Origin of the sequence: Pseudomonas mosselii, from assembly GCF_003205295.1 — a bacterium.
Lineage (GTDB): Bacteria > Pseudomonadota > Gammaproteobacteria > Pseudomonadales > Pseudomonadaceae > Aquipseudomonas > Aquipseudomonas mosselii_B.
This window is the reverse complement of the sequence record NZ_QJRP01000005.1, coordinates 223,571-248,213: the sequence shown is the minus strand read 5'-3', so window position 1 is coordinate 248,213 and position 24,643 is coordinate 223,571. Positions and strand designations below refer to the sequence as shown.

Sequence of the window (24,643 nt, the reverse complement as noted above, 5' to 3'; positions counted from 1 at the left end):
TCCCGGCGTGATCGCGGGCGCCTGCGTTCGAACATCTTTCAGCGGATTTTCCAGCCGGCCAGGGCCAGAGCCCCTGCGCGTCGGCTTGCAAGGAGTGGTACATGAACATGCGTTTGCTGGCGGGCCTGTTGTTCGCCGTGTCGGTGGTCGGTTTCAGCCTCGGGGCGAGCCTGCCGCTGGTGTCGTTGCGCCTGCACGAGGCCGGGGCAGGGACACTGGAGATCGGCATCATCTCGGCGATCCCGGCGGCGGGCATGATGCTTTCGGCGTTCATGGTCGACGCCTGCTGCCGGCACCTGACCCGGCGCGTCATCTACCTGCTCAGCTTCAGCCTGTGCACGGTGAGCATTGCCCTGCTGGAGTGGGCCTTCGACTCGATGCTGTGGCTTGCGCTGCTGCGCCTGGGCCTGGGCATCGGCATGGGCGTCGCGATCATCCTCGGCGAGTCGTGGGTCAACGAGCTGTGCCCGGAGCACAACCGCGGCAAGATCATGGCCCTGTACGCCACCAGCTTCACCGGTTTCCAGGTGCTCGGCCCGGCTTTGCTGGCGCTGCTTGGCGCCGACAGCCCGTGGCTGACCGGCGTGGTCACCGCCTGCTATGGCCTGGCGCTGCTGTGCATCCTCTTCACCGTGCCCAATGACCACGTCGAGCATGGTGATGAAGGCGAGAAGAGCTTCGGCCTGGCCGGCTTCTTCCGCGTTGCCCCGGCGCTGTGCGTGGCGGTGCTGTTCTTCTCGTTCTTCGATGCCGTGGTGCTGTCGCTGCTGCCGGTGTATGCCAGCAGCCATGGCTTTGCCGTGGGCGTGGCGGCGCTGATGGTGACCGTGGTGTTCGCCGGCGACATGATCTTCCAGCTGCCGCTGGGCTGGCTGGCCGACCGGGTCGAGCGCACCGGGCTGCACCTGGTGTGCGGGCTGGTGGCGATGAGCATCGGTATCGCCTTGCCCTGGCTGCTGCAGATGACCTGGCTGCTGTGGCCGTTGCTGGTGGTGCTCGGGGCAGTGGCGGGTGGCATCTACACACTGGCGCTGGTGTTGATCGGGCAGCGCTTCAGGGGCCAGGACCTGGTGACCGCCAACGCCAGTGTCGGCCTGCTGTGGGGTGTCGGCAGCCTGGTCGGGCCGCTGGTCAGCGGTGCGGCGATGGATGTGGCGCCCCATGGCCTGCCCATGGCGCTGGCGCTGATGGCGGGGCTGTTCGTGTGCTTCGCACGCCAGGCCTATCGCCGGGCGGGCAAGCTTGAGGTGGTGGCGGACTGATCCCCAGCCATCGCGGGCTTGCCCCGCGATGGCCATGGTCAGGTCAGAACGTTCCGCGCAAGGTCACCGACACATTGCGCGGGTCGCCCCAGTAGTAGCCGGTCGGCGTCGGCGCCACCTGGCGGTAGTATTTCTTGTCGAACAGGTTGTTGGCGTTCAACTGCAGCGAGTAGTTGTCGTTGAAGCGGTAATTCACCATCGCGTTGTACACCGCGTAACCCGACTGCGAGGCTTCGGCACTGCCGCTGCGGTTGTAGATGTCGCTCTGCGCCTGCACGCCGCCACCCACGGTCCAGGCCTGCAGCTCGCCCGGCAGGCGGTAGCTGGTGAACAAGCGCAGCATGCGCTTGGGGTCGGTGGTGCGGATCGGATTGCCGTTGTTGCCGGTGGTGTCCTTGAGGTACTCGGTGGTGTTGTAGGTGTAGCCACCGGTCACGTTCCAGCCCGGCAGCACTTCACCGGAAATCTCCAGCTCGAAGCCCTGGCTGCGGTTCTTGCCCGCGGCGACCTTGCAATAGCCGCTGGTGTAGTTGGGCAGGCATGGGTTCGGTCCGCTGAGGTCGTCCAGTGCGTTGCCGACCTGATAGATGCGGAAGAACGCCAGCGAGGTGTTCAGCCGGCCCTCGTAGAACTCGCCCTTGATCCCGGTCTCGTACGCTTCGCCGGTGACCGGCTCGAGCACGGAGCCGGCGGCATCGGTGTTGGTCTGCGGGTTGAAGATCTCGGTGTAGCTGGCGTAGGTGCTGAAGTTCTCGTTGAGGTCGTAGATCAGCGCGGCGTAGGGCACGATTTCGTTGTCGACGCTGAACTTGCCGCTGGCCTTGGTGTTGTTCTCCTGCTCGTAGTCGTACCAGTTGGCGCGGGCGCCGATGATCGCGGTCAGCGGGTCGGCCAGGGAGATGCGCCAGGTGGCGTAGGCGCCTTCCTGGGTGGTGCGGGTGCGCACCGGGTGGGCGGTGATATTGATGTTCGGGTTGGCCAGGCTGGTCTTCGGGTCCCAGGTGCGGATGTCGAACACGCCCGACTGCACATTGTTGGTGGCCGAGGCGTAGGAGTCGTTGCGGATGCGCTCGACGCCCAGCATCAGCTCGTGGGTGCGGCCAAGCAGGTCGAACGGGCCGTTGAGGGTGGCGCTGAGGTTGTTCTGCAGGCTCTCGCCACCGTCGCCTTCGGTCACCTGGTAGCTCATCAGGTAAGGGTTGCGGGTCGGGTTGGCGGTGCCGGTGGCGCGGGTGAAGTAGGTCTGCTTGAAGCCGTTGTCGTCCAGCTCGAAGTGGGTGCGCTGGGCCATCAGCTTGAGCGTCCAGTCGTTGTCGAAACGGTGTTCGAGCTCGGCGAAGGTCTGCAGGTTGCTGCGGTTCCAGCGGTTCCAGTCGGCACCCAGGTAGGTGCTGCGGCCGAACGGCAGTGGCGAGCCGTCGTAGTCGGCCGGCAGGTTGCCCCAGGCCCCGGTGGCGTCGAGCTGGGTCCACTCAAGGCCAGTGGTCAGGGTGGTGCTGTCGTCGAGATCGAAGGCCATCACCCCGTACAGCACGTCCTTGCGCTCCTGGCGTGATTGCTGGAAGTGGTCCTTCTCGTCGTGCACCGCGATCACCCGGCCACGCACGTTGCCGGTCTCGGTCAAGGGGCCGGAGAGGTCGGCGACGTAGCGCTGGGCGTCCCAGGTGCCGAGGGTGACGCTGCCTTCGCCCTGGAATTCGTAGGTGGGGCGCTTGCGCACCAGGTTGACGGTGCCCGAGGGGTTGCCGGCGCCGCGCAGCATGCCGGTGGCGCCGCGCAGGACCTCGGCGCGGTCGAGGATCGCCGAATCACTCTGGATGAACGAGCCGCCGCCGCTGCTCTGTACCACCGTGGCGCCGTCGTACTGGATGGCGTCGATCTGGTAGCCGCGCGAGTAGTACTGCACCCGCTCGCTGTCGGTGAGGTTGACTACCACGCCGGGGGTCTGTTCGAGCAGGTTGGTGAGGTTGGTGATGTTCTGGTCATCGATCCGCTGGCGGGTGACCACGGTCACCGACTGCGGAGTGTGGCGGATGCTCTGCGGGGTCTTGCCGATGGTCACCGCCCCGGTGGTGTAGGAGCCGCTGTGCTCGGTGGTCTCGCCCAGGCGGTTGCTGGAGATGCTGGTGGCGCCCAGTTGCAGGGCGTCGCCGACGTCCAGGGCCGGGAGCAGCAGGAAGCTCTTGTCGCTTTCCTGCTGGACCTGCACGTCGCTGCCCCGCAGCAGGATCTGCAGGGCCTGGGCGCTGTCATGCCGGCCTTGCACGCCCTGGGTGGTCTTGCCCCGCAGGCTGTCGGCGTCGAACGACAGGTTCAGCCCACCCTGGCGCGCCATCTGGTCCAGCGCGGCGGCCAGCGGGCCGGCCGGGATGTTCCAGTCGCGTTGCAGGCTCTGGCTGGCGGGCGCGGCAAGGGCGAGGGTCGGCAGCACGCTGGTGCAGGCCACGCCCAGGCCCAGGGCGGCGGCGCGGATGGCATGGCGCAGGGTGGCGTTGCGGGGGGAACACGGGCGGATCATGAAGCGCTCCTGAAGGTTGGCAGACCACTGTTCGGGCTTGTTTCCTTCAGGCCGGACGAGAATGAGATTCCACCTCATTTATTTTTTTGATGTTTTCAGGCGGCGCCGATGTTCACCCAGAAGCGCGTGCGGTAATCGACGCGCACCGGCAGGCTGCGGGCGACCAGCAGCAGGATCTGGTCGGTGTCGGCCAGCTGGAAGGTACCGGAAACCTTCAGCCCGGCGACTTCAGGCGCGCAGCGCAGCAGGCCGGGGCGGTAGCGCGACAGTTCGTCGATGAACTCGCCCAGGGGCATCTGCTGAACGCTGAGCACGCCATCGGTCCAGCCCCAGGGGTCGTTGTGCAGGGTCGCGGGCTGGTAGTCGCCCTGGGCGAACACCTGCAACACCTCACCGGGCTTGACCCGATGCGCAGCGGCAGAGGTGGGGAACAGCGTCACCTCGCCCCGGCGTACGGCCAGTAGCAGGCCCTGGGCGTTTTCCCGCAGCAGCAGCTGGCCGCCCTGGGTGCTCAGGGCACCGACGCGAGTGTCGATGCTGAACGGACGGTTGTCGTTGGCGTTGCCGTCCAGGCTGACCTCGCCGCGCAGCAGGGTCAGCCGGCGCTGCTCGGCGCTGTAGCGCAGGTCGATGGCGCTGGCGGTGTTCAGGCGGATCAGGCTGCCGTCGCTGGCCAGCAGCTCATGGCGCTCGCCGGTGGCGGTGCGGCTGTCGGCCATCAATGCAGGCAGGCCCAGGGGCTCGCGCGCGGCCCAGCCGACGCTGGCGCCGAGCGCCAGCAGCGAGAGCAGCTTGAGGTGGTCGCGCCGGCTCATTCGGCGGCGTTCGCTGCCGGCCAGGGTCTGACGGCTTAGCTCGGCGGGCAGGCTGGCCAGTTCGTCGCCGAGGCTGCTGACCCGCTGCCAGGCCTGGGCATGCTGCGGGTGGCTGGCCAGCCAGCGCTGGAACTGCTGTTCGCTGCGTGGGCCGGGGCTGTCGTAGCGCAGTTTCACCAGCCATTCGATGGCCTCGTCGACCTGGGCCTGGGTCGGGTTCTGGTCAGGCATCGGCGTAGCGGATCCGGTAGCAGACACCCAGGGCCTTGGCCAGGTCGCGCTCGACCGTGGCCCGGGAGACGTTCAGGCGTTGCGCGACCTGGGTGAGGGTGAGGCCGTCGAGCTGGGCCAGCAGGAACGCCTGGCGCACTCGTGGCTTGAGGCGTTGCAGGGCGCGGTCGAGACGCTCGAGGGTATCGAGGATCAGCAGGCGCTGTTCCTCGCTGGGGGCTTCTTGCTCGGGCAGGCTGGCCAGGCTCTCGAGGTAGGCTTTTTCCAGGGCGCGGCGGCGGAACTGGTCGATCATCAGGCCGCGGGCGATGCTGCTCAGGTAGGCCCGTGGCTCCTTGAGCGGCGAAACCTGGCGCGCCTTGAGCAGGCGCACGAAGGTGTCCTGGGCCAGGTCCGCGGCGTGCTCACGGCAGCCGACCCGGGCACCGAGCCAGCCGCGCAGCCAGCGGTGGTGCGCCTGATAGAGCAGATCGACCTCGGCCGGTTTCAGCGTGTCTTCGATCTGCATCGTCTGGAGAGCCTGCCCGGATAATGTGATTGTTAATAGTTCTCAATTCTATGCGGGGCGCTGCGATTGGATCAATGGCCGGCTACTGACTCGATGCGCAAGATTGAGCGTTTCACCGATGAACGGTTGCGCTAGGCTGGAGGATCGTGACGTGAGCGAATGCCCTTGATGATCCTTGCAGACCTTTCCCCGCAGGCCTTTGACGATGCCGCCGCCTGGCTGGCCGGGCAGGACCCGGACTGGGCGCGGCATATTGCCGCCGTGGGGCCTTGCCTGCACCGTGCCACGCCCGGGCGCGAGCCGTACGAGGCACTGGTGCGGGCCATCGCCTACCAGCAGTTGCATGCGCGGGCGGCCGAGGCGATCCTCGGGCGATTGCTGGCGCTGTTCCCGGATGGGGCGTTTCCCTCGCCCGAACAGTTGCTGGCAGTGACGCCGGAGGCGATGCGCGCCTGTGGGTTCTCCGCGAGCAAGATCGCCACGGTTCACGGGATCGCCCGGGCGCGATTGGAGGGCGTGGTGCCCAGCCGGGAAGAGGCGCTGAGCCTGCCGGACGCCGCACTGGTCGAGCGTCTGGTGACGCTGCGTGGGGTAGGGCGCTGGACCGTGGAGATGCTGCTGATCTACAGCCTGGAGCGATCGGATATCCTGCCGGTGGATGATTTTGGCGTGCGCGAGGGGTATCGGCGCATGAAGGGCCTGGACAAGGCACCGACGCCTGCGCAGATGCGAGGGTTGGGCGGGGCGTGGAGCCCTTATCGCACTGTGGCGGCCTGGTACCTGTGGCGGGCTTGAAGCCTTCCTGCTCGGCCCTGGCGCGGGGCCCGTGAAGACACCGCAAGAATCGGAGTTCCACGCATCATCCACCCTGCCAGGCTGACGGTATCGAATCCCAGGAGAGGCCCCTGATGAAGCCCGCCCCGACCACCTTCACCACCGACGCCGAACGCTGGCACGCCGTTCAGGCCCGCGACACAGCCGCCACCGGCCATTTCGTCTACGCCGTGCGCACCACCGGCGTGTATTGCCAGCCCGCCTGCAAGTCGCGCCTGGCCAAGCGCGAGAACGTCGAGTTCTTCGGCACCGCCGCCCAGGCCGAGGCCGCCGGCTACCGCCCCTGCAAGCGCTGCAAGGGCGGGCAGGGCAACCGGCGCACCGAGCTGGTGGCACGCGCTTGTCGGCTGATCGAGGCCAGCGAAAACGCACCCAACCTCGACCAGCTCGGCAACGAGCTGAACGTCAGCCCATTTCACCTGCACCGCCTGTTCAAGGCCGAGACCGGGCTGACCCCCAAGGCCTATGCCTCGGCCTTTCGCGCCCAGCGCCTGCGCCAGCATCTGGACGGCGCCGGCAGCGTCACCGAAGCCATCTTCGACGCCGGCTACAACTCCAACAGCCGCTTCTACGAAAGCGCTGGCGAGCGCCTGGGCATGCTGCCGAGGGAATACCGTGCCGGCGGCCAGGGCGCGACCATCCGCTTCGCCCTGGCCCAGTGCGCCCTGGGCGCGATCCTGGTGGCCCAGAGCGAACGGGGCATCTGCGCGATCCTGCTCGGTGACGAGCCCGAGCCCCTGCTCAAGGACCTGCAGGACAAGTTCCCCAAGGCCCAGCTGATCGGTGGTGATGCCACCTTCGAGCGGCTGGTGGCCGAGGTGATCGGCTTCGTCGAGGCCCCTGCCCTGGGGCTGGCGCTACCCCTGGATGTGCAGGGCACGGCGTTCCAGGAGCGGGTCTGGCAGGCGCTGCGCGAGGTGCCGGCCGGGACCACGGTCAGCTACACCGACATCGCCGAGCGCATCGGCGCGCCCAAGGCCGTGCGGGCGGTGGCCCAGGCCTGCGCGGCCAACGCGATCGCCGTGGCCATTCCCTGCCACCGGGTGGTGCGCCGCGACGGCGACCTCAGCGGCTACCGTTGGGGCATCGAACGCAAGCGTCAGCTGCTGGACCGAGAGACGGCACTCTCCTGAGCCTCCAGACCGCGTAGAATTCACGCCCTGTCGAGTTGTGTAGAGGAACATTCGATGAGGCGTGTCAGCCTTGACCGATTCTATGCGGGGATTTTCGCCCTGCTGTTGTGCCTGGCCGTGCCGGCCTGGGCCGCGCCAGCCACGCCGGTATCGCGCCTGGCCGTGGCCGAGCAGCAGGTGCTGGACGAGAACGCCAGCCTGGAGGAGTTGAGCGAACGGCTCGACCAGATCCGCCAGGGCGTCACCAGCAACGCCAACGACGACCTGCTCGCGCAGTTGCGCCAGTCGGCCTTGCAGGTGCAGCGCCAGGCCGATGTGCTGGTCACCCAGCGCACCGCCGACGTGCAGCGCCTGGACGACCAGCTCAACGTGCTTGGCCCGCCGATGGCCGAGGAGGCCGAGAGCCTGACTCGCCAGCGCAAGCAGCTCAACGACGAGAAGAACAAGGTGGTCGCCGAGCAGAAGGACGCCACCACGCTGACCCAATCGGCCCGTGACCTGTCGACGCAGATCGTCAACCTGCGCCGCAGCCTGTTCAACTCGCAGATCACCAGCCGCGCCGCCAGCCCGTTGAGCCCGGCATTCTGGTCGAGCCTGATCCGCCCCACCGACGACGACGTGGCGCGCCTGCGCGACCTGCGTGGCGAGGTGTCGGACGCCATGGCCAGCGCCTTCAGCGCCGAGCACCGCTGGCTGTTCATCACCGCGCTGGTGGCGGCGGTGCTGGTCTGGACCCTGGTGCGGCGAGTACTGGAGCGACTGCTGGCCGATGCCATGATCCGCTGGCTGCCCGAAGGCCGCCTGCGCCGCAGCGCCCTGGCGCTGAGTGTCAGCCTGGCGACCCTGGGCACCATTTCCGGCTCGGTGTCGTTGCTGCGCTGGGGCCTGGAGAGCAGTGCGGACCTTGGCGCGGACCTCGCCAGCCTGACCAACCACATCCTCACCCTGGTGATCTTCAGTGCCTTCATTTCGGGCCTGGGCCGCGCCATGCTGATGTTGCAGCGCCCGTCCTGGCGCCTGCCGCCGATCGCCGACGAAGTAGCCAGTGCCCTGGGCTGGTTCCCCAAGGTCCTGGCCCTGGCGCTGATGGTGCTGCTGACCCAGGAACGCATCAACAGCGTGATCGGCACCAGCCTGGCGCTGACCCTTGCCACCAACGGCCTGACCGCGCTGGTGGTATCGCTGCTGTTCGTCGTGGCCCTGCTGCGCTATCGCCGTGCCCACCGCCAGCATGACCTGGAGCGGCCCAAGGGCCTGGCCGGGCTGATCCCGTTCGTGATCGTGGTGTGGGTGCTGGCGATCCTGCTGACCCTGCTGGCCGGCTACCTGACGCTGGCCTACTTCCTCACTGCCAAGCTGCTGTGGATCAGCGTGGTGGTGGTCTGCGCCTACCTGCTGGTCACGGTGTTCGGCGACCTGTGCGAAACCCTGCTGTCGCCTCGCCAGCCCGGTGGCCTGGCGCTGGCCTCGGCGCTCGGCCTGCAGCAACGCCACCAGGCCCAGGCCAGCACGGTGCTGGCGGGCATCGGCCGCACGCTGCTGCTGTTCGCCGCCGCGTTGCTGGTGTTCATGCCTTCGGGCACCAGCCCGGGCGAGCTGCTGTTGAGCCTTGCGGACTGGGACGGCACCGGCGGCAAGGTGCTGGGCAACCTGAACATCGTGCCCCAGGACATTTTCCTGGCCGTGGCGATCTTCCTCGGTGGCTGGTTCGCCATCCGCGTGGTCAAGCGCTGGCTGAGCGAGCGCCTGCTGCCGGAAACCGACATGGACGCCGGCATGCGCGCCTCGCTGGTGACCCTGGTCGGCTACCTGGGCTTCCTGTTCCTGGCCATGCTGGTGATGTCCACTCTGCACATCAACCTGACCAGCCTGACCTGGGTGGTCAGTGCGCTGTCGGTGGGTATCGGTTTCGGCCTGCAGCAGATCGTGCAGAACTTCATCTCCGGCCTGATCCTGCTCACCGAGCGCCCGGTGAAGGTGGGCGACTGGGTGAGCCTGGCCGGTGTCGAGGGCGACATTCGCCGGATCAACGTGCGCGCCACCGAGATCCAGATGTCCGACCGCTCGACGGTGATCGTGCCTAACTCGCAGTTCATCTCGCAGAACGTGCGCAACGTGACCATGGCCAATGCCCTGGGCGTAGTTGGCATCACCCTGACGCTGCCACTGGAGACTGATCCGGCGAAGGTGCGCGAGGTGTTGCTGGCGGCGTACAAGGAGCATGAGTCGATCCTTGATGCGCCGGCCACGTCGGTGACCTTCAAGGACCTGACCAGTAGCGGCATGGTAATCGGTGTGAGCGGTTACGTGGCCTCGCCGCGGCAGGTGTCGGGTACGCGCAGCGACCTGCTGTTCACCATTCTCGGGCGCCTGCGCGACGAGGGCATCGCCCTGTCGTCGCCGCAGAGCATGGTGTTGGTGCAGGAGAATGGGCGACCGGCCGACGAGCCGGCGTGAGGCCATCTCGGCTCTTGTAGGAGCGGCCTTGTGCCGCGAAAGGGCCGCAAAGCGGCCCCGACGATCTTTGCTCAACACTGAAATCTGGGGCCGCTACGCGGCCCTTTCGCGGCGCAAGGCCGCTCCTACAGGGATCGTGCAAGATTTGATGACGCGGGTTGGCCCCGCGAAGTTTTCAATGCTGCTTGGCTCGTCGAATCCGCAGCAGGATGACCAGCAGCACCAACCCCGCCACCGGTGCCATCCCCAGCATCGCCTCCCGCGCCGTCAATCCCGCCCCCAGCACATTCAACCCGCCATACAGCAGCTTGAACAGGTTCAGCAGGTAGTAGGTGATGGCAATGATCGACAAGCCTTCCACCGCCCGCTGGATCTTCACCTGGGCGTCGGCCCGGGCATTGAGGCTGCGCAGGATCTCGGCGTTCTGCTCCTCCATCTCTACCTGTACCCGGGCTTGCAACAAGTCGCCCAGGTTGGCGACGTTCTTCGCCAGCTGTTCCAGCCGCTGCTCGGTGGCCGCGCAGTAGCGCAGGGTCGGCTTGAAGCGTCGCTCGATGAACACCCCCAGGCGCTGGCAGTCGGCGACATGGCTCTCACGCAGTTCGCCCAGGCGTTCGAACACCAGCTGCGCATAGGCCTGACTGGCGCCGAAACGATGGCGGGTCTGCACCGTGCGGTCGACCACCTGGCGCGACAGGTGGGCGATGGCTTCGAGCAGGGCCTTGGAGTCGTGTGCCGCGCTGCTGGCGCCGCGCTCGGAAAGGCTCACCAGGGTGGCGTCGAAGTCGTCCAGCTCCTGGCTCAGGGCCTTGGCCGTGTCCAGGGTCAGCGAGGCCATCATGCGGTAGGTCTCGATCTCCAGCACGCGGCGGATCATGCGGCCCTGGCGGTAGGCGTTGAGCCGGCGGTTGATGAACAGGAAGCGGTTGGTGCCGTCCTCGGTCAGGCGGAAATCGCTCCACACCACCGCATCGCCGCCGCCGACGCTGGACCCGCAGGGGTCCTTGAAGCCATAGCGGCCGAGGTCGAGGTCCTGTTCGTCGCGAACCAGTACCTGCACGGCGTTGATCACCTGCGCCGCCTGCGGGGCGATGGCCTCGGCGAGCACGGCGGGCAGGGGTTGCCAGTCGCTGTCGTGGGTCGTGCAGGGCACCACCAGGGTCAGGGTGAAGAATTCGGTGTGGCGTTCCCACTTGAACGGGTGGCCGTACAGCCGGGTGATGCCCTGGGCCGCATGGGTATCGGGGGCCTCGGGGCAGCAGCGTTGCAACAGGGCCTGGCAGGCGCTGGCGTCGCCGAGCACGGCAAGGTGGAAGACATGCGCCGGGTCGTCGAAGTACAGCGACGGGCGGGCGTGCAGTTCGTTGTGCAGGGCGGTGCGAAGAGGATGCATGGGTGGGCTGGCCTGGTGTTGTGATTGTGGGGCTACCAGGAGGTGTGACTTCGCAGGGCAGGGCAAAAGTCACGGGGTGCCGGGGCCGTGTGTTCGGGATTTACACCTGCCTGTGTAGGAGCGGCCTTGTACCACGAAAGGGCTGCGAAGCGGCCCCGGCGATCTGTCTCGTGGCGCAGACCCTGGGGCCGCTACGCGCCCCTTTCGCGGCACGAGGCCGCTCCTACAGGGATCGCGCAGGGCAGGTCTCCTGGCGTCAGCCGCAAGAGCAGCGGTTCAGCGCATATTCCGCCAACGCCCGCCCCATCTGCATGTTGTGCGCGGCGTTCACCAGCATTCCCAGTCCGGGTTCGCCGGCCAGGGCGCAGCAGTACTCGTCGATGGTGTCTTCGATACCACGCATCAGCTGGATGGCGTGAAGCAGCGCCTCGGTGGTGGGCATATCGTCGTTGATGGTGAAGAAGGGGCGGTTGAGCGATTTGGCAGGGGGTGGATCGGGAACGATCTTTTTCATGGGAAGCACTCATTTCGATTGGAAAGGTGCCGCCTCCAGATCCCTCTCACAGGATGAGGGTGGCAGCCGTACGCGGGGTGAGAGACCGGTCGAAATGAGCAAATGCCGGCCAGGCCTGGGCCTGCCCGCGCACAGCCGCCATGGCAGTGCTGCGTACTTCATTTCGACGGTGGCAGGCTCTCACCCCTGGTCGCCGGTAAGACGACCTAGGGAAGTTAGTCCTGCTGATGGTCCTCGACAATTCAGACGCGTCGGCAGCGTGCGTAGGGTAATTCCCAAGCTGTTCTGCTTTGAAGCACTTTGTTTCAGGTTCGGAAATCTCTGACAGGCAAGGCTGATTTGCACAGGCAGGGTTTTTATCGCTCTGAGATTGGCCAGAATGATTGGCCTGGCGATGTGGTTCTGGTCATTGCTTCCAAGGAGGTGATTTTGAAAGACACGAATCTTGCGTATGACGAAAGGCCGAACAATCCTGTCTCGGAGGTGGATGAATTGGAGTCTCAGCCATTCGTGGTCGGTGATGAGGCATTTGAAGCGTTCATCGACAACCTCGAATATTACCCGCTCAAGGAAAACCAATGCCTTCAAAACCTTATGAGTAGGCCGAAGCGTTGGATTTGAGTGTGGCAGGTGATGCAAATGATCAGATCGCAAGTGCGCCATTGCCCGCTGGATCAATGAGGCTGGGCAGAAGTAGCGCGGGTTGTCGTGGGAGCGGGCTTGACCCTCGATGGGAATGGAGGGCTGGGCTTTCGAGGATACTGAAGACTGTCGCGTGCCGGCGCCCAGGTGTACGACGTTTGTTTTGAGGCGCTTACGAGATCGAGCGCCGCCCGCGCGGCGCATCGCGACGCAAGGCCGCTCCTACATCTGTTTCGGGCCAGTCAATCCTGTGCCATTACCGGGTCCGCCTTGTTGGTACGACGCGGTTTCAGTGTAGGCACCACTGGCGCCTCACCTGTCTCAAGACAGGCACCAAGGCGGGCAACCATGGCCTGACAGGTTCGGTACGTTGCAACAAATGTGGGAGCGGCCTTGCGTCACGATGCGCCGCGCGGGCGGCGCTCGATCTCGCAGGCGCTGCAAGGCTGCCGTCGAACACCTGCCAGCCTCACGCGCCCTGTGAAAGGGCTCAGCTACTCACCCCAAACACCGCGTCACATGCTTCACCGACTGATACCCCGAAAGCCCCCAAGGCCCAAGCTCTCGGCCAATGCCGCTGCCCTTGGTCCCGCCCCACGAGGTCTCGACGAACACCGCCTGCACCGAGTTGATCCACACATGCCCGACCTCCAGCGCGTCGGCGACGCGCTCGGCGCGTTCCAGGTCGGCGGAGCAGACGGTGGCCACTAGCCCGAAGCGGCTGTCGTTGGCCTGGGCGATGGCCTCGGCCTCGGTGCTGAAGCGCCGTGCGCAGAGCACCGGGCCGAAGATTTCCTCACTCCATAGACGGCTGCTTTCGGGCACATCCACGTACAGCGTCGGGCTGACGAACCAGCCGTCACGGTCCAGCGCCTTGCCGCCGGCCAGGCACTTCAGGCCCTCTTCGCGGGCGGTGGCGAAATAGCCGGCGACCTTGAGCCACTGCGCCTGGCTGGTCAGCGGTCCCATGTCCACTTCTTCCGCCAGCGGGTTGCCCACGCGCAATGCTTCCAGCGCCGCCTGCAAGCGCGGCAGCAGGGCGTCGGCGATGCCGTCCTGCACCAGCAGGCGCGAGGTGGCCGAGCACATCTGCCCGGCGTTCCAGGTGATGCCGGCGACGATCCACTCCACCGCCTGGTCGACATCGCAATCGTCGAACACCACGATGGCCGACTTGCCGCCCAGCTCCAGCGTCACCGGCCGGCACTGGGCGGCGGCGGCGCGCATCACCTGGCTGCCAACGCCGTTGCTGCCGGTGAACGACAGCTTGTCCAGGCCGTTGTGGCCACTCAGGGCGGCGCCGGTCTCGGCCTTGCCGCCCACGATGTTCAGCACGCCGGCCGGCAGGCCCAGCACCTCGGCGATCTGGCCGTAGGCCTGCTCGATCAGCGGGGTGACCTCGGAAGGTTTGAGCACCACGGTGCAGCCGGCCGCCAGGGCCGGGGCGAGCTTCCAGGCACTGGTCACCAGCGGGAAGTTCCACGGCACGATCAGGCCGACCACACCCACCGGTTCCAGACGGGTGCGGGCAGTGAAGCCCGGCGCGGCCAGGGGCACGTCGCGGTTCTTCGCCGGCAGTTGCTCGGCGAGGTCTGCGTAATAGGCGAAGGTGGCGATGGCGTCGTCCAGGTCGATTTCGGCCTCATGGCGCGGCTTGCCGTTGTTGCGCATCTGCAGGGCGATCAGTTCGTCGCGGCGCTGACCCAGCTGTTCGGCGAAGCCGCGCAGGTAGGTGGCGCGCTCGGCGGCGCTGACTGTCTTCCACGATGCCAGGGCACGGCGCGCGGCAGCCACGGCCTGGTCGACCTGGGCGCTGCTGGCGGCCATCAGTTCGGCGAACGGCTGGCCGTCGGACGGGTTGTGAATAACGATGCAGTCGTTGCCCTGGCCTTCGACCCAGCGGCCGTCGATGTAGTGAGGTGTGGTCATGGTCGGATTCCAGTCAGGCCATTTCGGCGGTGGTCACGGGCTTTACGGGCGTACTTTTGCAGCGCACCCAGCGCGGGCCACGGGGGCCGTACACGCCAGCGGGTTCAGGGAACAGGTTGAGCAGGATCAGGTACAGCACGGCGGCGATGCCGAGGGTCACCGGCAGGCTCAGGTCGATGCCGCCGGCCAGTTCGCCCAGCGGGCCGACGAACTGCCCGGGCAGGTTGACGAAGCACAGGCCGATGGCCGCGCTGGGGACCCACGCGCCCATGCCGCGCCAGTTCCAGCCATGGTCGAACCAGTAGTGACCGCCCTGCTGGCCACGGGTGAACACCTGCAGGTCGTCGGCGTGGTAGAAGCCGCGGCGGGTGATCAGGCCGAGGATCATGATCACCATCCACGGGCTTGTGCAGGTGATGATCAGCACGGCGAAGGTCGACACGCTCTGCACCAGGTTGAAGGTAAAGCGGCCGACGAAGATGAAGCCGATGGCCAGCACGCCGATCAGCAGGGTGGCGGCGGCGCGGCTGAGCAGGCGCGGGAACACGCTGGACATGTCCAGGCCGGTGCCATACAGCGCCGTGGTGCCGGTGGACATGCCGCCGATCACCGCGATCAGGCACACCGGCAGGAAGAACCAGCCCGGCGAGATCGCCAGCAGGCCGCCGACGTAGTTGTTGGCGGCGATGTAGTCCGGCGCCTGGCTGGCCACCAGGGTGGCGGTGCACAGGCCGAACAGGAACGGGATCAGCGTGGCGGCCTGGGCCAGGATCACCGCCAGCATGATGCGTGACTTGGCGGTTTCGCGCGGGATATAACGCGACCAGTCGCCGAGGAACGCGCCGAACGACACCGGGTTGCTCATGGCCAGGATCGCCGCGCCGACGAACGCCGCCCAGAAACCGGCCTGGCCGAGGTTGACGCTGCCGGCGTAGCCCGCGTCAAAGGGCCCGGCGAAGGCGAAGATACCCAGCAGGAACAGCAGGCTCGAGGCCCACACCGCGATCTTGTTGACCCACAGCATGAAGCGAAAACCAAAGATGCACACCACCAGCACCAGCACCGCGAACAGACCGTAGGCCAGGCCCAGGGTCAGGTCGGTTTCCGGCAGGCCGACCAGGCGCTTGGCGCCGCCGACCAGGGCATCGCCCGAGCTCCACACCGACAGCGAGAAGAACGCCACGGCGGTCAGCAACGACAGGAACGAGCCGACGATACGCCCGTGCACGCCGAAGTGCGCGCCGGACGATACCGCGTTGTTGGTGCCGTTGAGCGCGCCGAACAGGCCCATCGGCGCGAGGATCAGCGCGCCCACGCCGACGCCGAGCAAAATCGCCCAGACCCCGGCCTGGAATGACAGCCCGAACAGCACCGGGAAGCTGCCCAGCACGGCGGTGGCGAAGGTGTTGGCGCCGCCGAAGATCAGGCGGAACAGGTCCAGCGGGGCGGCGTCGCGTTGATCGTCGGGGATCTGTTCGACGCCATTGGTCTCGATACCGGTCGAGTGGCTCATGGTGGTGCTCCAGCGCGAATGTTGTCGGCCGTCGGGCGGCCTTGTTGTGGGTGCGATGGCAGTGCGGCAGGGCCGCTTAAGGGAATCAGGCCGGCGAGATGACCGACAGGTGCTCGTGGCAGGCCAGCCAGCGTTCCCCGTGCAAGCGGAAGACGATGGTCTCGCGCTCGTTCAGGTCGAGGGTTTCGCCGGCCACGCGCAGGCGCGTGGCCACATCGTGCATGAAGATCGCCACGTCGCCCTGCAGGCCCACCTGCGCGTTGCTGGACTCACAGCCGAGCACGGCGAATCCGTCTGCCTGCCAGCTGGCCCAGAGTTCTTCATAGGCGCGGCGTGACAGCAGCGGTTGCGGCACGGTGTGGAAAAGAAAGGTGGCGTCTTCGCTGAAGCAGGCGAAGTAGCGGGCGGTGTCGTTGCTGGCGAAGGCGGCAACGAGGTCGGCGGCGGCCTGCCGTACCTGGAGTGTCTGGTCCACGGGAGTGGCCTCACGGTTTATTGTGATTGTTGGTGAAGCGATTCTGGTGGCGGTGGGCGAGGGGAAAAATCGCTGTGGGCAAATAATCAGTTCAGGAAATCGTGAACCAATGGGGTGCTGTGCTTTACCCGGGTGTTGCCACTGGCTAAGGTGTCGACAGCCTTGACGTCATCAAGCTTCACGATCATTCCCACGCTTTCAGACCCGATGGACATTCCCCATGAGCCAGTATCTGCCGCCACTGACCGTGACACCGCGCATGCTGGCGCTGGTTGCCGATATCAGCGAGCAGGTGGGTGCACTTACGGCTAATCGGGAAGTGGCGCTTACCCCGCAACTGCGCCGGGGCAACCGCATTCGTACCATCCAGGCCTCGCTGGCGATCGAAAACAATACACTGAGCGTCGAACAGGTCACTGCGGTTCTGGAAGGGAAGCGGGTACTCGGCCTGCCGCGTGAAATCCAGGAGGTGCGCAATGCCTTTGCCACCTATGAAGCGATGAGCGGCTGGCTGCCCGAGCGTCAGGCTGATCTGCTGGCTGCCCACAAGCTGCTGATGATGGGGTTGATCGATGACGCCGGTCAGTTTCGCCAAGGAGGTGTCGGCATCTATCGCGGCCAGCGCCTGTTGCACATGGCACCGCCTGCCAGTCGCTTGCAGCCGCTGATGCATGACCTGCTGCGTTGGCTGGGCGCCAGTGACTGGCACCCGTTGATCAGCAGCTGCGTCTTTCATTACGAATTCGAGTTCATCCATCCTTTCGCCGATGGCAACGGGCGGATGGGGCGTCTGTGGCAGACGCTGATACTGAGCCACTGGCGCCCGGTACTCGCCTACCTGCCGGTGGAGTCGGTGATCTGTGCCCAGCAGGAGGCGTACTACGGTGCCTTGGCGGCTGCGGATCAGGCTGGCGAGGCCACGCCCTTTGTCGAGTTCATGCTCCAGGCACTGCGGCAGGCATTGGCCGAGGCGAGTGAGACCGACCAAGTAACCGACCAAGTAACCGACCAAGTAGCACGATTACTGGAGGTTCTGAAACCGGGTGTCGCGCTGCGCGCCAATGAACTGATGGAGCGCCTCGAGCTGTCTCATCGGCATACCTTCAGAGCGAACTACCTCAAACCGGCGCTGGCGGCCGGTCTGATCGAGATGACCGATCCGGCAGCCCCGCGCAGTCCGATGCAGCAATATCGTCGTACCTCACGATAGCGGCGCCCGCCTCACTGTTCTTCAGGTAGAACTCTGAGGGTTCACCCATGGGCCTACCGGCCCGCGTCTCTCCTCTCTACCGTTAGCCCTGTCGCCCGTCTGGCCCCAGGCCGCACGGGCATCTCCCACGGCCCGCCGACTGACGGTCGCTTCGTTCAGCCTGCGTTGCCTACTCTCATAGTCCCCACTGTGGATGTGTGGGGCGCGGCCAGACCGCAGCGGCCAGGATGGCCTGTTCTCCACACCTGAAGGAGAGAACGATGAGCAATTTCTCGCAAGCCGCCAACTTCGAAGGCCAGGTGCCACGCATCGACCCCGACAACGCCACCATGCTGCTGATCGACCACCAGAGCGGCCTGTTCCAGACGGTCAAGGACATGCCCATGACCGAGCTGCGGGCCAATGCCATCACCCTGGCCAAGGTCGCCAGCCTGGCGAAGATCCCGGTCATCACCACCGCCTCGGTACCCCAGGGCCCCAACGGCCCGTTGATCCCGGAAATCCACGAGGCCGCGCCACATGCGCAATACGTGGCCCGCAAGGGTGAGATCAACGCCTGGGACAATCCCGAGTTCGTCGCCGCGGTGAAGGCCACCGGGCGCAAGCAGCTGATCATCGCCGGTACCATCACCAGCGTTTGCATGGCCTTCCCCAGCATCAGCGCGGTGGCCGCCGGCTACCAGGTGTTCGCTGTCATCGATGCGTCAGGCACCTACTCCAAGATGGCCCAGGAAGTGACCCTGGCGCGGGTGGTCCAGGCCGGCGTGGTGCCGATGGACACCGCCGCCGTCTGCTCCGAGGTCCAACGCACCTGGAACCGCCCTGACGCCGCCCAGTGGGCCGAGGCCTACAGCGCGGTGTTCCCGCACTACCAACTGCTGATCGAGAGCTACACCAAGGCCCAGGCCGTCGTCACCGGTCATGAGCAACTAGACTCGCAACGCAACTGAATCTGGCTGTTCCCTATCCAAGCAAGGAGATCCACCATGGCATTCCAATACAAGCGTCTGGACAAGAACAACGCCGCAGTCCTGCTGGTCGATCACCAGACCGGTTTGCTGTCGCTGGTGCGCGATATCGACCCGGACCGGTTCAAGAACAACGTGCTGGCGCTGGCCGACCTGGCCAAATACTTCAAGCTGCCGACCATCCTAACCACCAGCTTCGAGACCGGTCCCAACGGCCCGCTAGTGCCCGAGCTCAAGGAGCAATTCCCCGACGCGCCCTACATCGCCCGTCCCGGCAACATCAACGCCTGGGACAACGAGGACTTCGTCAAGGCGGTGAAGGCCACCGGCAAGAAGCAGCTGATCATCGCCGGCGTGGTCACCGAGGTGTGCGTGGCTTTCCCGGCGCTGTCGGCGCTGGAGGAGGGTTTCGATGTGTTCGTGGTGACCGACGCCTCCGGCACCTTCAACGAGCTGACCCGCGACTCGGCCTGGCGTCGCATGGAGGCCGCCGGCGCCCAGCTGATGACCTGGTTCGGCGTGGCCTGCGAGCTGCACCGCGACTGGCGCAACGACATCGAAGGCTTGGGCACGTTGTTCTCCAACCACATTCCCGACTACCGTAACCTGATGACCAGCTACAGCAAGCTGGCCAAGTGACGGTGTGTCCGGGCCCCGGTGCCGGGGCCCGGACCCGCCTTGTCGGTTACGAGGTAATGGATGGCTCCACTGATTGCCTATTTCAGGCTTGCCCTGCGCCCCGGACGCGATGTGCTGCTGTTCGCGCTGCGCACGGTGGTGGCGGGCCTGCTGTGTCTCTACCTGGCGTTCGTGTTCGACCTGGAACAACCGAAATGGGCGCTGATGACAGTGATCATCATCAGCCTGCCGCTGGCCGGCATGACCCTCAAGCGCAGCCTCGCGCAGGTGCTCGGCACCGTGGTCGGCGCGGCGGTGGCCGTGCTGCTGATGGCGTTGTTCGCGCAGATGCCGTACACCCTGCTGGTCAGCCTGGCGCTGTGGCTGGGGCTGTGCACCGCCGGTGGCACCTTGCTGCGCTATACCGATTCCCATGCCTTCGTGCTCAGCGGCTTTACCGCGGTGGTGGTGGCCATGCTGGCCGTACCCGAGCCCGAGGGCACCTTCATGCTGGCCGTTACACGGGTTACCGAGACCTTGCTGGCGGTGGCCTGCGTGGCCGTGGTCAGCCTGCTGACGGCCCGCCCGCAGGCGGTGGCCAACAGCTATTTCGCCAAAGTCGACAGCCTGCTGAAACTGATCGCCCAGCATGCCGCCGAGGTGATCCGCACCGAAGAGGACGAGGCCGCATTCGGTCAGCGTCAGGCCCGGTTGATCGCCGAGGTCAGCGCGCTGGAGGGGTTGCGTCGGCACCTGTACTTCGATGCCCCGCACCTGCGCAGCGGCGATGGGCTGGTGCAACTGTTCGCCAACCAGCTGGTGCTGCTGGTTTCGCGACTGCTGGTGCTGCGTCAGCAGCGTGAGCTGATCAAGGCGCACTGGCAGGGGCCGCTGCCCGCGGATATCCAGCTGCTGCGCGACGCCGAACTGGCGAGCCTGGATGCGCTGGCACGTGACGGTATGGCGCTCTCGGCAGCGGACCGCGAGGCCCTGCGCACCCTGCACAAGGGCTTCGATGACGCCGCCGATCGCGCCGAGTTTCTCAACGAGCCGCTGCCCCCGCACCTGCGTGCCCTGGCCTGGGCCTTGCGCTGGGAGCAGGCGCGCCTGCTGCAGCAACTGGACGAGCTGATCGAGCTGAACGAGGCGATCCAGCAGGGCCGTCTGGCCAGTTGTCCCCAGCAACTGGGGCGCGCCAGCGCCTTGCACCTGGACTGGCCGCTGGCGGCGATGAACGCCGTGCGCGCCTGCCTGGCCCTGTTGCTGATCGGCGGGTTGTGGATCGAGAGCGCCTGGGATGGTGCGCGTTCGGCGGTGATCCTGATGGGTGTGATGTGTTCGCTGATGGCGACCTTGCCCCGACCGCTGCTGGCCAGCCAGAACTACAACCGCGGGCTGTTGGTGGGCATGGGCTTGTCCGCGCTCTATCAGTTCGCCCTGCTGCCGCTGTTCACCGACTTCGAGATGCTTGCCCTGTGCCTGGCACCGTTGCTGTACCTGGCGGCCGTCGGCCTGGCCAACCCGATGACCGCGGGGATCGGCATGGGCATCGGTCTGATCAGCCTGCTGATGATCGGGCCGCAGAATATCGGGGCCTATCACAACAGCGACATCCAGTGGTTCGAGTTCGCCGGTGGCTACCTGGTGGCCGGGGTGCTGGCGATGGCCGTGTTCGCGCTGGTCTTTCCGTTCAATGCGCAGAAACGCATCGCCCGATTGTTTCGCCAGACCCGTGAGGATGTGCGCCGCCAGGTGCTCGGGAGCGGTTCGCTGGCAGGGCAGTTCGCCTTCGAGAGCCTGTTGCTTGATCGCCTGTCGGCATTGATCGGTCTACTGCCGGCCGCCCCGGACATGGCTTCCCGCGAGCGCGTCGAGTGTGCGCTGGTGTGTCCGGCGTTGGCCATCGCCCTGGGCCAGGCGCGCACCCTGTGCGACAGTGGCCTGGCATTGCCGTCGGCAACCCGCGCTCGATTGCGGGAAAGCCTGCAGGGCATTGCCGATTTCATCGGTGGCCAGGGAGCAGTGGAGCTCGACCCGCTTTTGCGTGAGCTGGATGACCACACGCAGGCGCTCGATGCCCTGCATGGCGCGCCAGGGCCAATGGAGCGTGATGTCTTGCGTCGGCTGTTCATCCTGCGGGTGGCCCTGGCGGTGGCTGGGCAGTTGCTGACGCGCTATCGCCGAGTGCTGGAGCCTAAAGGCGCACGGCTGATTTCGGAGGTGGCCAATGCCCATTGATTTCGAGGTGGGCGGGGTCTACCTGCCGCCCATCGCCCAGGCGCTGCTACTGGCGCTGCCGTTGTTTGTGCTGGTCGATGCCTTGTTGCGCCGGGTGGGCGTGCTGGCATTCGTCTGGCATCCGGCGCTGTTCCAGGGTGCCTTGTACACCGCGATTTGCGCGGCCTTGTTGTTGTGGATGGGAGTGAGCAGGTAGATGTCGTCGATCAAGCCGCTGTTGTCGCGCAGCCTGACCCTGGTCATGCTGGCCGTTGCCATCGTGCTGGGCTGGCTGGCCTGGACGCACTATACCCAGGCGCCCTGGACCCGCGACGCACGGGTGCGGGCCGATGTGGTCACCCTGGCCGCGGAGGTCAGCGGCCGGATCGTCGCCCTGCCGGTGCGGGACAATCAGTTCGTGCACAAGGGCGACCTGCTGTTGCGCATCGACCCGGCGCGCTATGAACTGGCCGTGCTGCATGCCCGGCGCGCGGTCGAGGTGGCACGGGCAGCCTTGGGGCAGTCGCAGGCGAACATCGTCGCCAACCAGGCGTTGCTCAAGCAGCGGCGCAGCGAGGAACAGCGCCGCGGCAAGCTGCAGTCACTGTCGGCCATTTCCGCCGAGGAGTGGGAAAAGTCCAAGACTGATGTGGCTGTGGCCCAGGCCGACCTGCTGCGCGAGCAGTCCAGCCTCGGCCTGGCGCAAGCCAATGTGCAACTGGCCGAAGCCACGCTGGAACAGGCACAGCTCGACCTGCAGCGCACCGAGGTGCTGGCGCCGGTCAATGGTCATGTCACCAACCTGCTGACCCGTCAGGGCGACTTCGCGCAACCGGGTGCCGCGTTGCTGGCGCTGGTGGACAGCGATTCGTTCCATGTCAGTGGCTACTTCGAAGAGACCAAGCTGCCGCGCATCGCCGTCGGCAGCCGGGCGCGCATCGTGCTGATGAATGGCCAGGCGTTGCAGGGCACGGTGGAGAGCATCGCCTACGCCATCACCGACCGTGAGAACCAGCCGGGCAACCGCCTGCTGGCCAACGTCAACCCGAACTACACCTGGGTCAAGCTGGCCCAGCGCGTGCCGGTACGCCTGCGCCTGGAGCCCCAGGCTGCCGAGGCGCCTCCTTTGCGGGCCGGGACCACCGCCACTGTGACGATCCTCGAAGAATGACGGATGATGCAGCAGTGAGCCGTGGACGAGTGTTGCCGATGTTCGACCTGAACGACCTTTATCTCTACGCCAAGGTGGTGGAGCACGGCGGCTTCGCGCCCGCCGGGCGTATCCTTGGCCTGCCCAAGTCACGCCTCAGCCGGCGCGTGGCCAAGCTCGAGGAGCGCCTGGGTGTGCGCCTGATCCAGCGCTCCACGCGGCAGTTCCAGGTGACCGAGGTGGGCCTGGAGTATTATCGCCATTGCCTGGGCATGCTCGAGCAGGCCGTCGCCGCCGAGGATGCCGTCGAGCGTAACCGCGCCGAACCTCGTGGCATCGTGCGCCTGGCCAGCAGCACCGCGTTGCTCGATTCGCGCCTGGCGCCGATGCTGGCGAGTTTCATGGCGCAATGCCCGGTGGTCGAGCTGCTGGTCAAGAGCTACAACCGCCGGGTGGATGTGATCGGCGAGGGCTTCGACCTGGTGCTGAGCGTGCAGCACCAGCCATTGGAAAGCAGTGAGCTGATCATGCGTCGCCTGGCCCCGAGCCGGCAGTGCCTGGTGGCCGCGCCGGGCCTGTTGGCCGAACACGGGCGGCCCGTGTCGCCGGAAGGCCTCCAGGTCCTGCCGAGCCTGAATTGGGGCGCCAATGTGCAGGACGCTAGCTGGATGCTGGTGGGGCCTGCTGGCGCCGAGGTTGCCGTGCGCCATCGCCCCCGAGTGGTATCGGACGACCTCGCGGTACTGCGCGAGGCCGCCCTGGCCGGCGTGGGCGTGGTGCTGCTGCCCGAGGAGGCGGTGCGCGACGATCTGGCTAGCGGGCGGCTGGCGCATGTCCTCGACGACTGGGCGCCCCGGGAAGGGGAGGTGGTGGCATTGTTCCCTTCCCGACGCGGGTTGATGCCCGCAGTGCGCAAGCTGATCGACTACCTGGCCGATGCCTTCGAGCAGGAGCAGCAGGCCGCTAAGCCGGTTCGCGCTCGCTGAAGCCAGGCACGGCAGGTGGACGCGCCGACCAGAACGCCAGGCCCGCCGCCAACGCGGTCAGCGCGGCGCCAGCCCAGGGGGTGGCCGCCAGCGTAGCCCCGGTGATCACCGCGCCGCCGATGGCCGAACCGAGCCCGACGCCCAGGTGCATGGCCGACATGTTCAGGCTCATGCCGGCGGGGAAGGTGTCCGCGCCACGGGTCGCCAGGTAGCTCTGCACCACCGGCGAAGTGGTCCAGCTCAGCCCGCCCCAGAGCATCATCGCCGGCAGGAACAGCCAGGGCGTGCCCGTGCTCAACGGCAGTACCAGCAAGCTGGCCAGATAGAGCAGTGGCGCCAGCGCGATGGATCGGCCCGCGCCGAGCCGATCTGCCATCCAGCCGCCAACATAGCCACCCGAGACGCCGGCGATACCGAAGACGGCGAACAGGGCCGCCAGCCACTGCACCGGTATGTCGGCGACCTGTCGGGCATAGGGGGCGAGGTAAGCGAACACCGTGAAGTGCCCGGCGATCATCAACAGCGATACGCCCTGGGCGGCCACCAGGCGGCTGTCACGCAGATGCCGCAGGTAGCTGCCCAGCGCGATGCGTTCGCTGCTCTGCAGTTGCGGCAATCCGCGCCAGGCCATCAGCAGCACTGCGATCGCCAGCAGGCTCAGACCGGTGAACACCCCGCGCCAGCCCAGCACATCGCACAGCAGCATCCCGGCGGGTACGCCGAGTACCAGCGAGCTGCAAATACCCATGAAGATCACCCCGATGGCACGGCCACGCAGGGCCTTGGGTACCAGGCGCGTGGCCATCAGGGTGCAGGTCAGGCAGGTGAGGGCGCTGGTCATGGCCATGCCGATGCGGGCGAGCAGCAGTGAGGTATAGCCCGGCGCCAGGGCTGCGGCGAGGTTGCACAAGGCGAACAGGGCCAGGGTGATGCAGAGCAATCGACGCAACGGAAAACGGGTGGTCAACAGGGGGGAGAAGGGGGCGGCGAGGGCGAAGCTCAGGGAGAAGACCGTGGTCAGTTGCCCGGCGATCCCGAGCGGGACCTGCAGGCCATCGGCCAGGGCCGGCAGGATGCCGACCGTGATGTTTTCCGCCATGCCCGTGGCGAATGTCGCCAGGGCCAGCAGCCAGATACGCGGGCTCATGTGTTGCCTCCGATAAACGGGCCGGCCAAGGTCCGGACCCATTTGTCCCGACGGTTGACCGGCAGTGGTCAGGTCCATCGGGTTTCGAGGCAGTGCTTCGGTTATCCCGGTTCAAGCAGGAGG

General features: G+C 66.5%; 21 protein-coding genes. 12 read left to right on the top strand and 9 right to left on the bottom strand.

The genetic code is table 11. From position 1 onward, the window contains the following. Positions 1-101 precede the first annotated feature (101 nt). A complete protein-coding gene (locus DMX06_RS07450) occupies positions 102-1,262 on the top strand; it encodes an MFS transporter (protein ID WP_110735916.1) in 1,161 nt (386 codons plus the stop codon). Positions 1,263-1,305: 43 nt separating this feature from the next. Here DMX06_RS07450 and DMX06_RS07445 read toward each other — a convergent pair whose 3' ends face one another. From DMX06_RS07445 to DMX06_RS07435, 3 genes are all read right to left on the bottom strand, one after another. Continuing rightward, positions 1,306-3,780, bottom strand: coding sequence for a TonB-dependent siderophore receptor (locus DMX06_RS07445; protein WP_110735915.1), 2,475 nt, complete (start codon positions 3,778-3,780; stop codon positions 1,306-1,308). 95 nt (positions 3,781-3,875) lie between these two features. Then, complete coding sequence (locus DMX06_RS07440) at positions 3,876-4,826, bottom strand: FecR domain-containing protein (RefSeq protein WP_110735914.1); 951 nt, start codon at positions 4,824-4,826, stop codon at positions 3,876-3,878. Continuing rightward, positions 4,819-5,334 (bottom strand): sigma-70 family RNA polymerase sigma factor, encoded by a 516-nt coding sequence (locus DMX06_RS07435; protein ID WP_110735913.1) that lies wholly within the window; start codon positions 5,332-5,334, stop codon positions 4,819-4,821. Before DMX06_RS07435 ends, DMX06_RS07440 begins: the two co-directional genes overlap by 8 nt. Positions 5,335-5,502: 168 nt before the next feature. Here DMX06_RS07435 and DMX06_RS07430 point away from each other — a divergent pair, with 168 nt between their 5' ends. The 3 genes from DMX06_RS07430 to DMX06_RS07420 all read left to right on the top strand — a co-directional run bounded on the left by DMX06_RS07430 (position 5,503) and on the right by DMX06_RS07420 (position 9,758). Next, entirely contained in the window at positions 5,503-6,129 is a 627-nt protein-coding gene (locus DMX06_RS07430; protein WP_110735948.1) for a DNA-3-methyladenine glycosylase family protein, read from the top strand. Between the two features lie 113 nt (positions 6,130-6,242). Further along, on the top strand, positions 6,243-7,301 hold the full coding sequence (gene ada, locus DMX06_RS07425; protein WP_110735912.1) for a bifunctional DNA-binding transcriptional regulator/O6-methylguanine-DNA methyltransferase Ada: 1,059 nt from the start codon (positions 6,243-6,245) through the stop codon (positions 7,299-7,301). 54 nt (positions 7,302-7,355) lie between these two features. Next, entirely contained in the window at positions 7,356-9,758 is a 2,403-nt protein-coding gene (locus DMX06_RS07420) for a DUF3772 domain-containing protein (protein ID WP_110735911.1), read from the top strand. A gap of 175 nt (positions 9,759-9,933) precedes the next feature. Here DMX06_RS07420 and DMX06_RS07415 read toward each other — a convergent pair whose 3' ends face one another. Next, on the bottom strand, positions 9,934-11,151 hold the full coding sequence (locus tag DMX06_RS07415) for a DUF3422 domain-containing protein (protein ID WP_110735910.1): 1,218 nt from the start codon (positions 11,149-11,151) through the stop codon (positions 9,934-9,936). Between the two features lie 256 nt (positions 11,152-11,407). Continuing rightward, positions 11,408-11,665, bottom strand: a complete 258-nt coding sequence (locus DMX06_RS07410) for a hypothetical protein (protein ID WP_110735909.1) — start codon at positions 11,663-11,665, stop codon at positions 11,408-11,410. Positions 11,666-12,094: 429 nt separating this feature from the next. Between DMX06_RS07410 and DMX06_RS26280 the strand changes: the two genes are divergently transcribed. Further along, a complete protein-coding gene (locus DMX06_RS26280; RefSeq protein WP_181427794.1) occupies positions 12,095-12,286 on the top strand; it encodes a hypothetical protein in 192 nt (63 codons plus the stop codon). A gap of 519 nt (positions 12,287-12,805) precedes the next feature. On the opposite strand, the gene DMX06_RS07400 is transcribed toward DMX06_RS26280, so the two are convergent. The 3 genes from DMX06_RS07400 to DMX06_RS07390 all read right to left on the bottom strand — a co-directional run bounded on the left by DMX06_RS07400 (position 12,806) and on the right by DMX06_RS07390 (position 16,224). Next, positions 12,806-14,236 (bottom strand): aldehyde dehydrogenase family protein, encoded by a 1,431-nt coding sequence (locus tag DMX06_RS07400; protein WP_110735907.1) that lies wholly within the window; start codon positions 14,234-14,236, stop codon positions 12,806-12,808. A gap of 13 nt (positions 14,237-14,249) precedes the next feature. Then, positions 14,250-15,749, bottom strand: a complete 1,500-nt coding sequence (locus DMX06_RS07395) for a purine-cytosine permease family protein (RefSeq protein WP_110735906.1) — start codon at positions 15,747-15,749, stop codon at positions 14,250-14,252. A gap of 85 nt (positions 15,750-15,834) precedes the next feature. Then, positions 15,835-16,224: a YybH family protein gene (locus DMX06_RS07390; RefSeq protein WP_110735905.1), complete on the bottom strand. Its 390-nt coding sequence runs from the start codon at positions 16,222-16,224 to the stop codon at positions 15,835-15,837. Between the two features lie 220 nt (positions 16,225-16,444). On the opposite strand from DMX06_RS07390, the gene DMX06_RS07385 reads away from it, so the two are divergent. The 7 genes from DMX06_RS07385 (at position 16,445) to DMX06_RS07355 (ending at position 23,373) form a co-directional block, all read left to right on the top strand. Then, complete coding sequence (locus DMX06_RS07385) at positions 16,445-17,434, top strand: Fic family protein (protein ID WP_110735904.1); 990 nt, start codon at positions 16,445-16,447, stop codon at positions 17,432-17,434. Positions 17,435-17,694: 260 nt separating this feature from the next. Beyond that, a complete protein-coding gene (locus tag DMX06_RS07380) occupies positions 17,695-18,384 on the top strand; it encodes a hydrolase (RefSeq protein ID WP_110735903.1) in 690 nt (229 codons plus the stop codon). Positions 18,385-18,420: 36 nt separating this feature from the next. Further along, entirely contained in the window at positions 18,421-19,041 is a 621-nt protein-coding gene (gene ycaC, locus DMX06_RS07375) for an isochorismate family cysteine hydrolase YcaC (protein WP_110735902.1), read from the top strand. Positions 19,042-19,101: 60 nt separating this feature from the next. Next, a complete protein-coding gene (locus DMX06_RS07370) occupies positions 19,102-21,258 on the top strand; it encodes an FUSC family protein (protein ID WP_110735901.1) in 2,157 nt (718 codons plus the stop codon). Further along, the gene (locus tag DMX06_RS07365; protein ID WP_110735900.1) at positions 21,248-21,454 is read left to right on the top strand and encodes a DUF1656 domain-containing protein; all 207 of its coding nucleotides are present in this window, start codon (positions 21,248-21,250) and stop codon (positions 21,452-21,454) included. The genes DMX06_RS07370 and DMX06_RS07365 overlap by 11 nt, the downstream gene beginning before the upstream one ends. A gap of 9 nt (positions 21,455-21,463) precedes the next feature. Beyond that, a complete protein-coding gene (locus tag DMX06_RS07360) occupies positions 21,464-22,408 on the top strand; it encodes an HlyD family efflux transporter periplasmic adaptor subunit (RefSeq protein WP_110735947.1) in 945 nt (314 codons plus the stop codon). A 38-nt stretch (positions 22,409-22,446) separates the two neighbouring features. Then, on the top strand, positions 22,447-23,373 hold the full coding sequence (locus tag DMX06_RS07355; RefSeq protein ID WP_110735899.1) for a LysR substrate-binding domain-containing protein: 927 nt from the start codon (positions 22,447-22,449) through the stop codon (positions 23,371-23,373). On the opposite strand, the gene DMX06_RS07350 is transcribed toward DMX06_RS07355, so the two are convergent. Then, complete coding sequence (locus DMX06_RS07350; protein ID WP_181427793.1) at positions 23,351-24,520, bottom strand: MFS transporter; 1,170 nt, start codon at positions 24,518-24,520, stop codon at positions 23,351-23,353. The genes DMX06_RS07355 and DMX06_RS07350 overlap by 23 nt on opposite strands. Between the last annotated feature and the right edge of the window lie 123 nt (positions 24,521-24,643).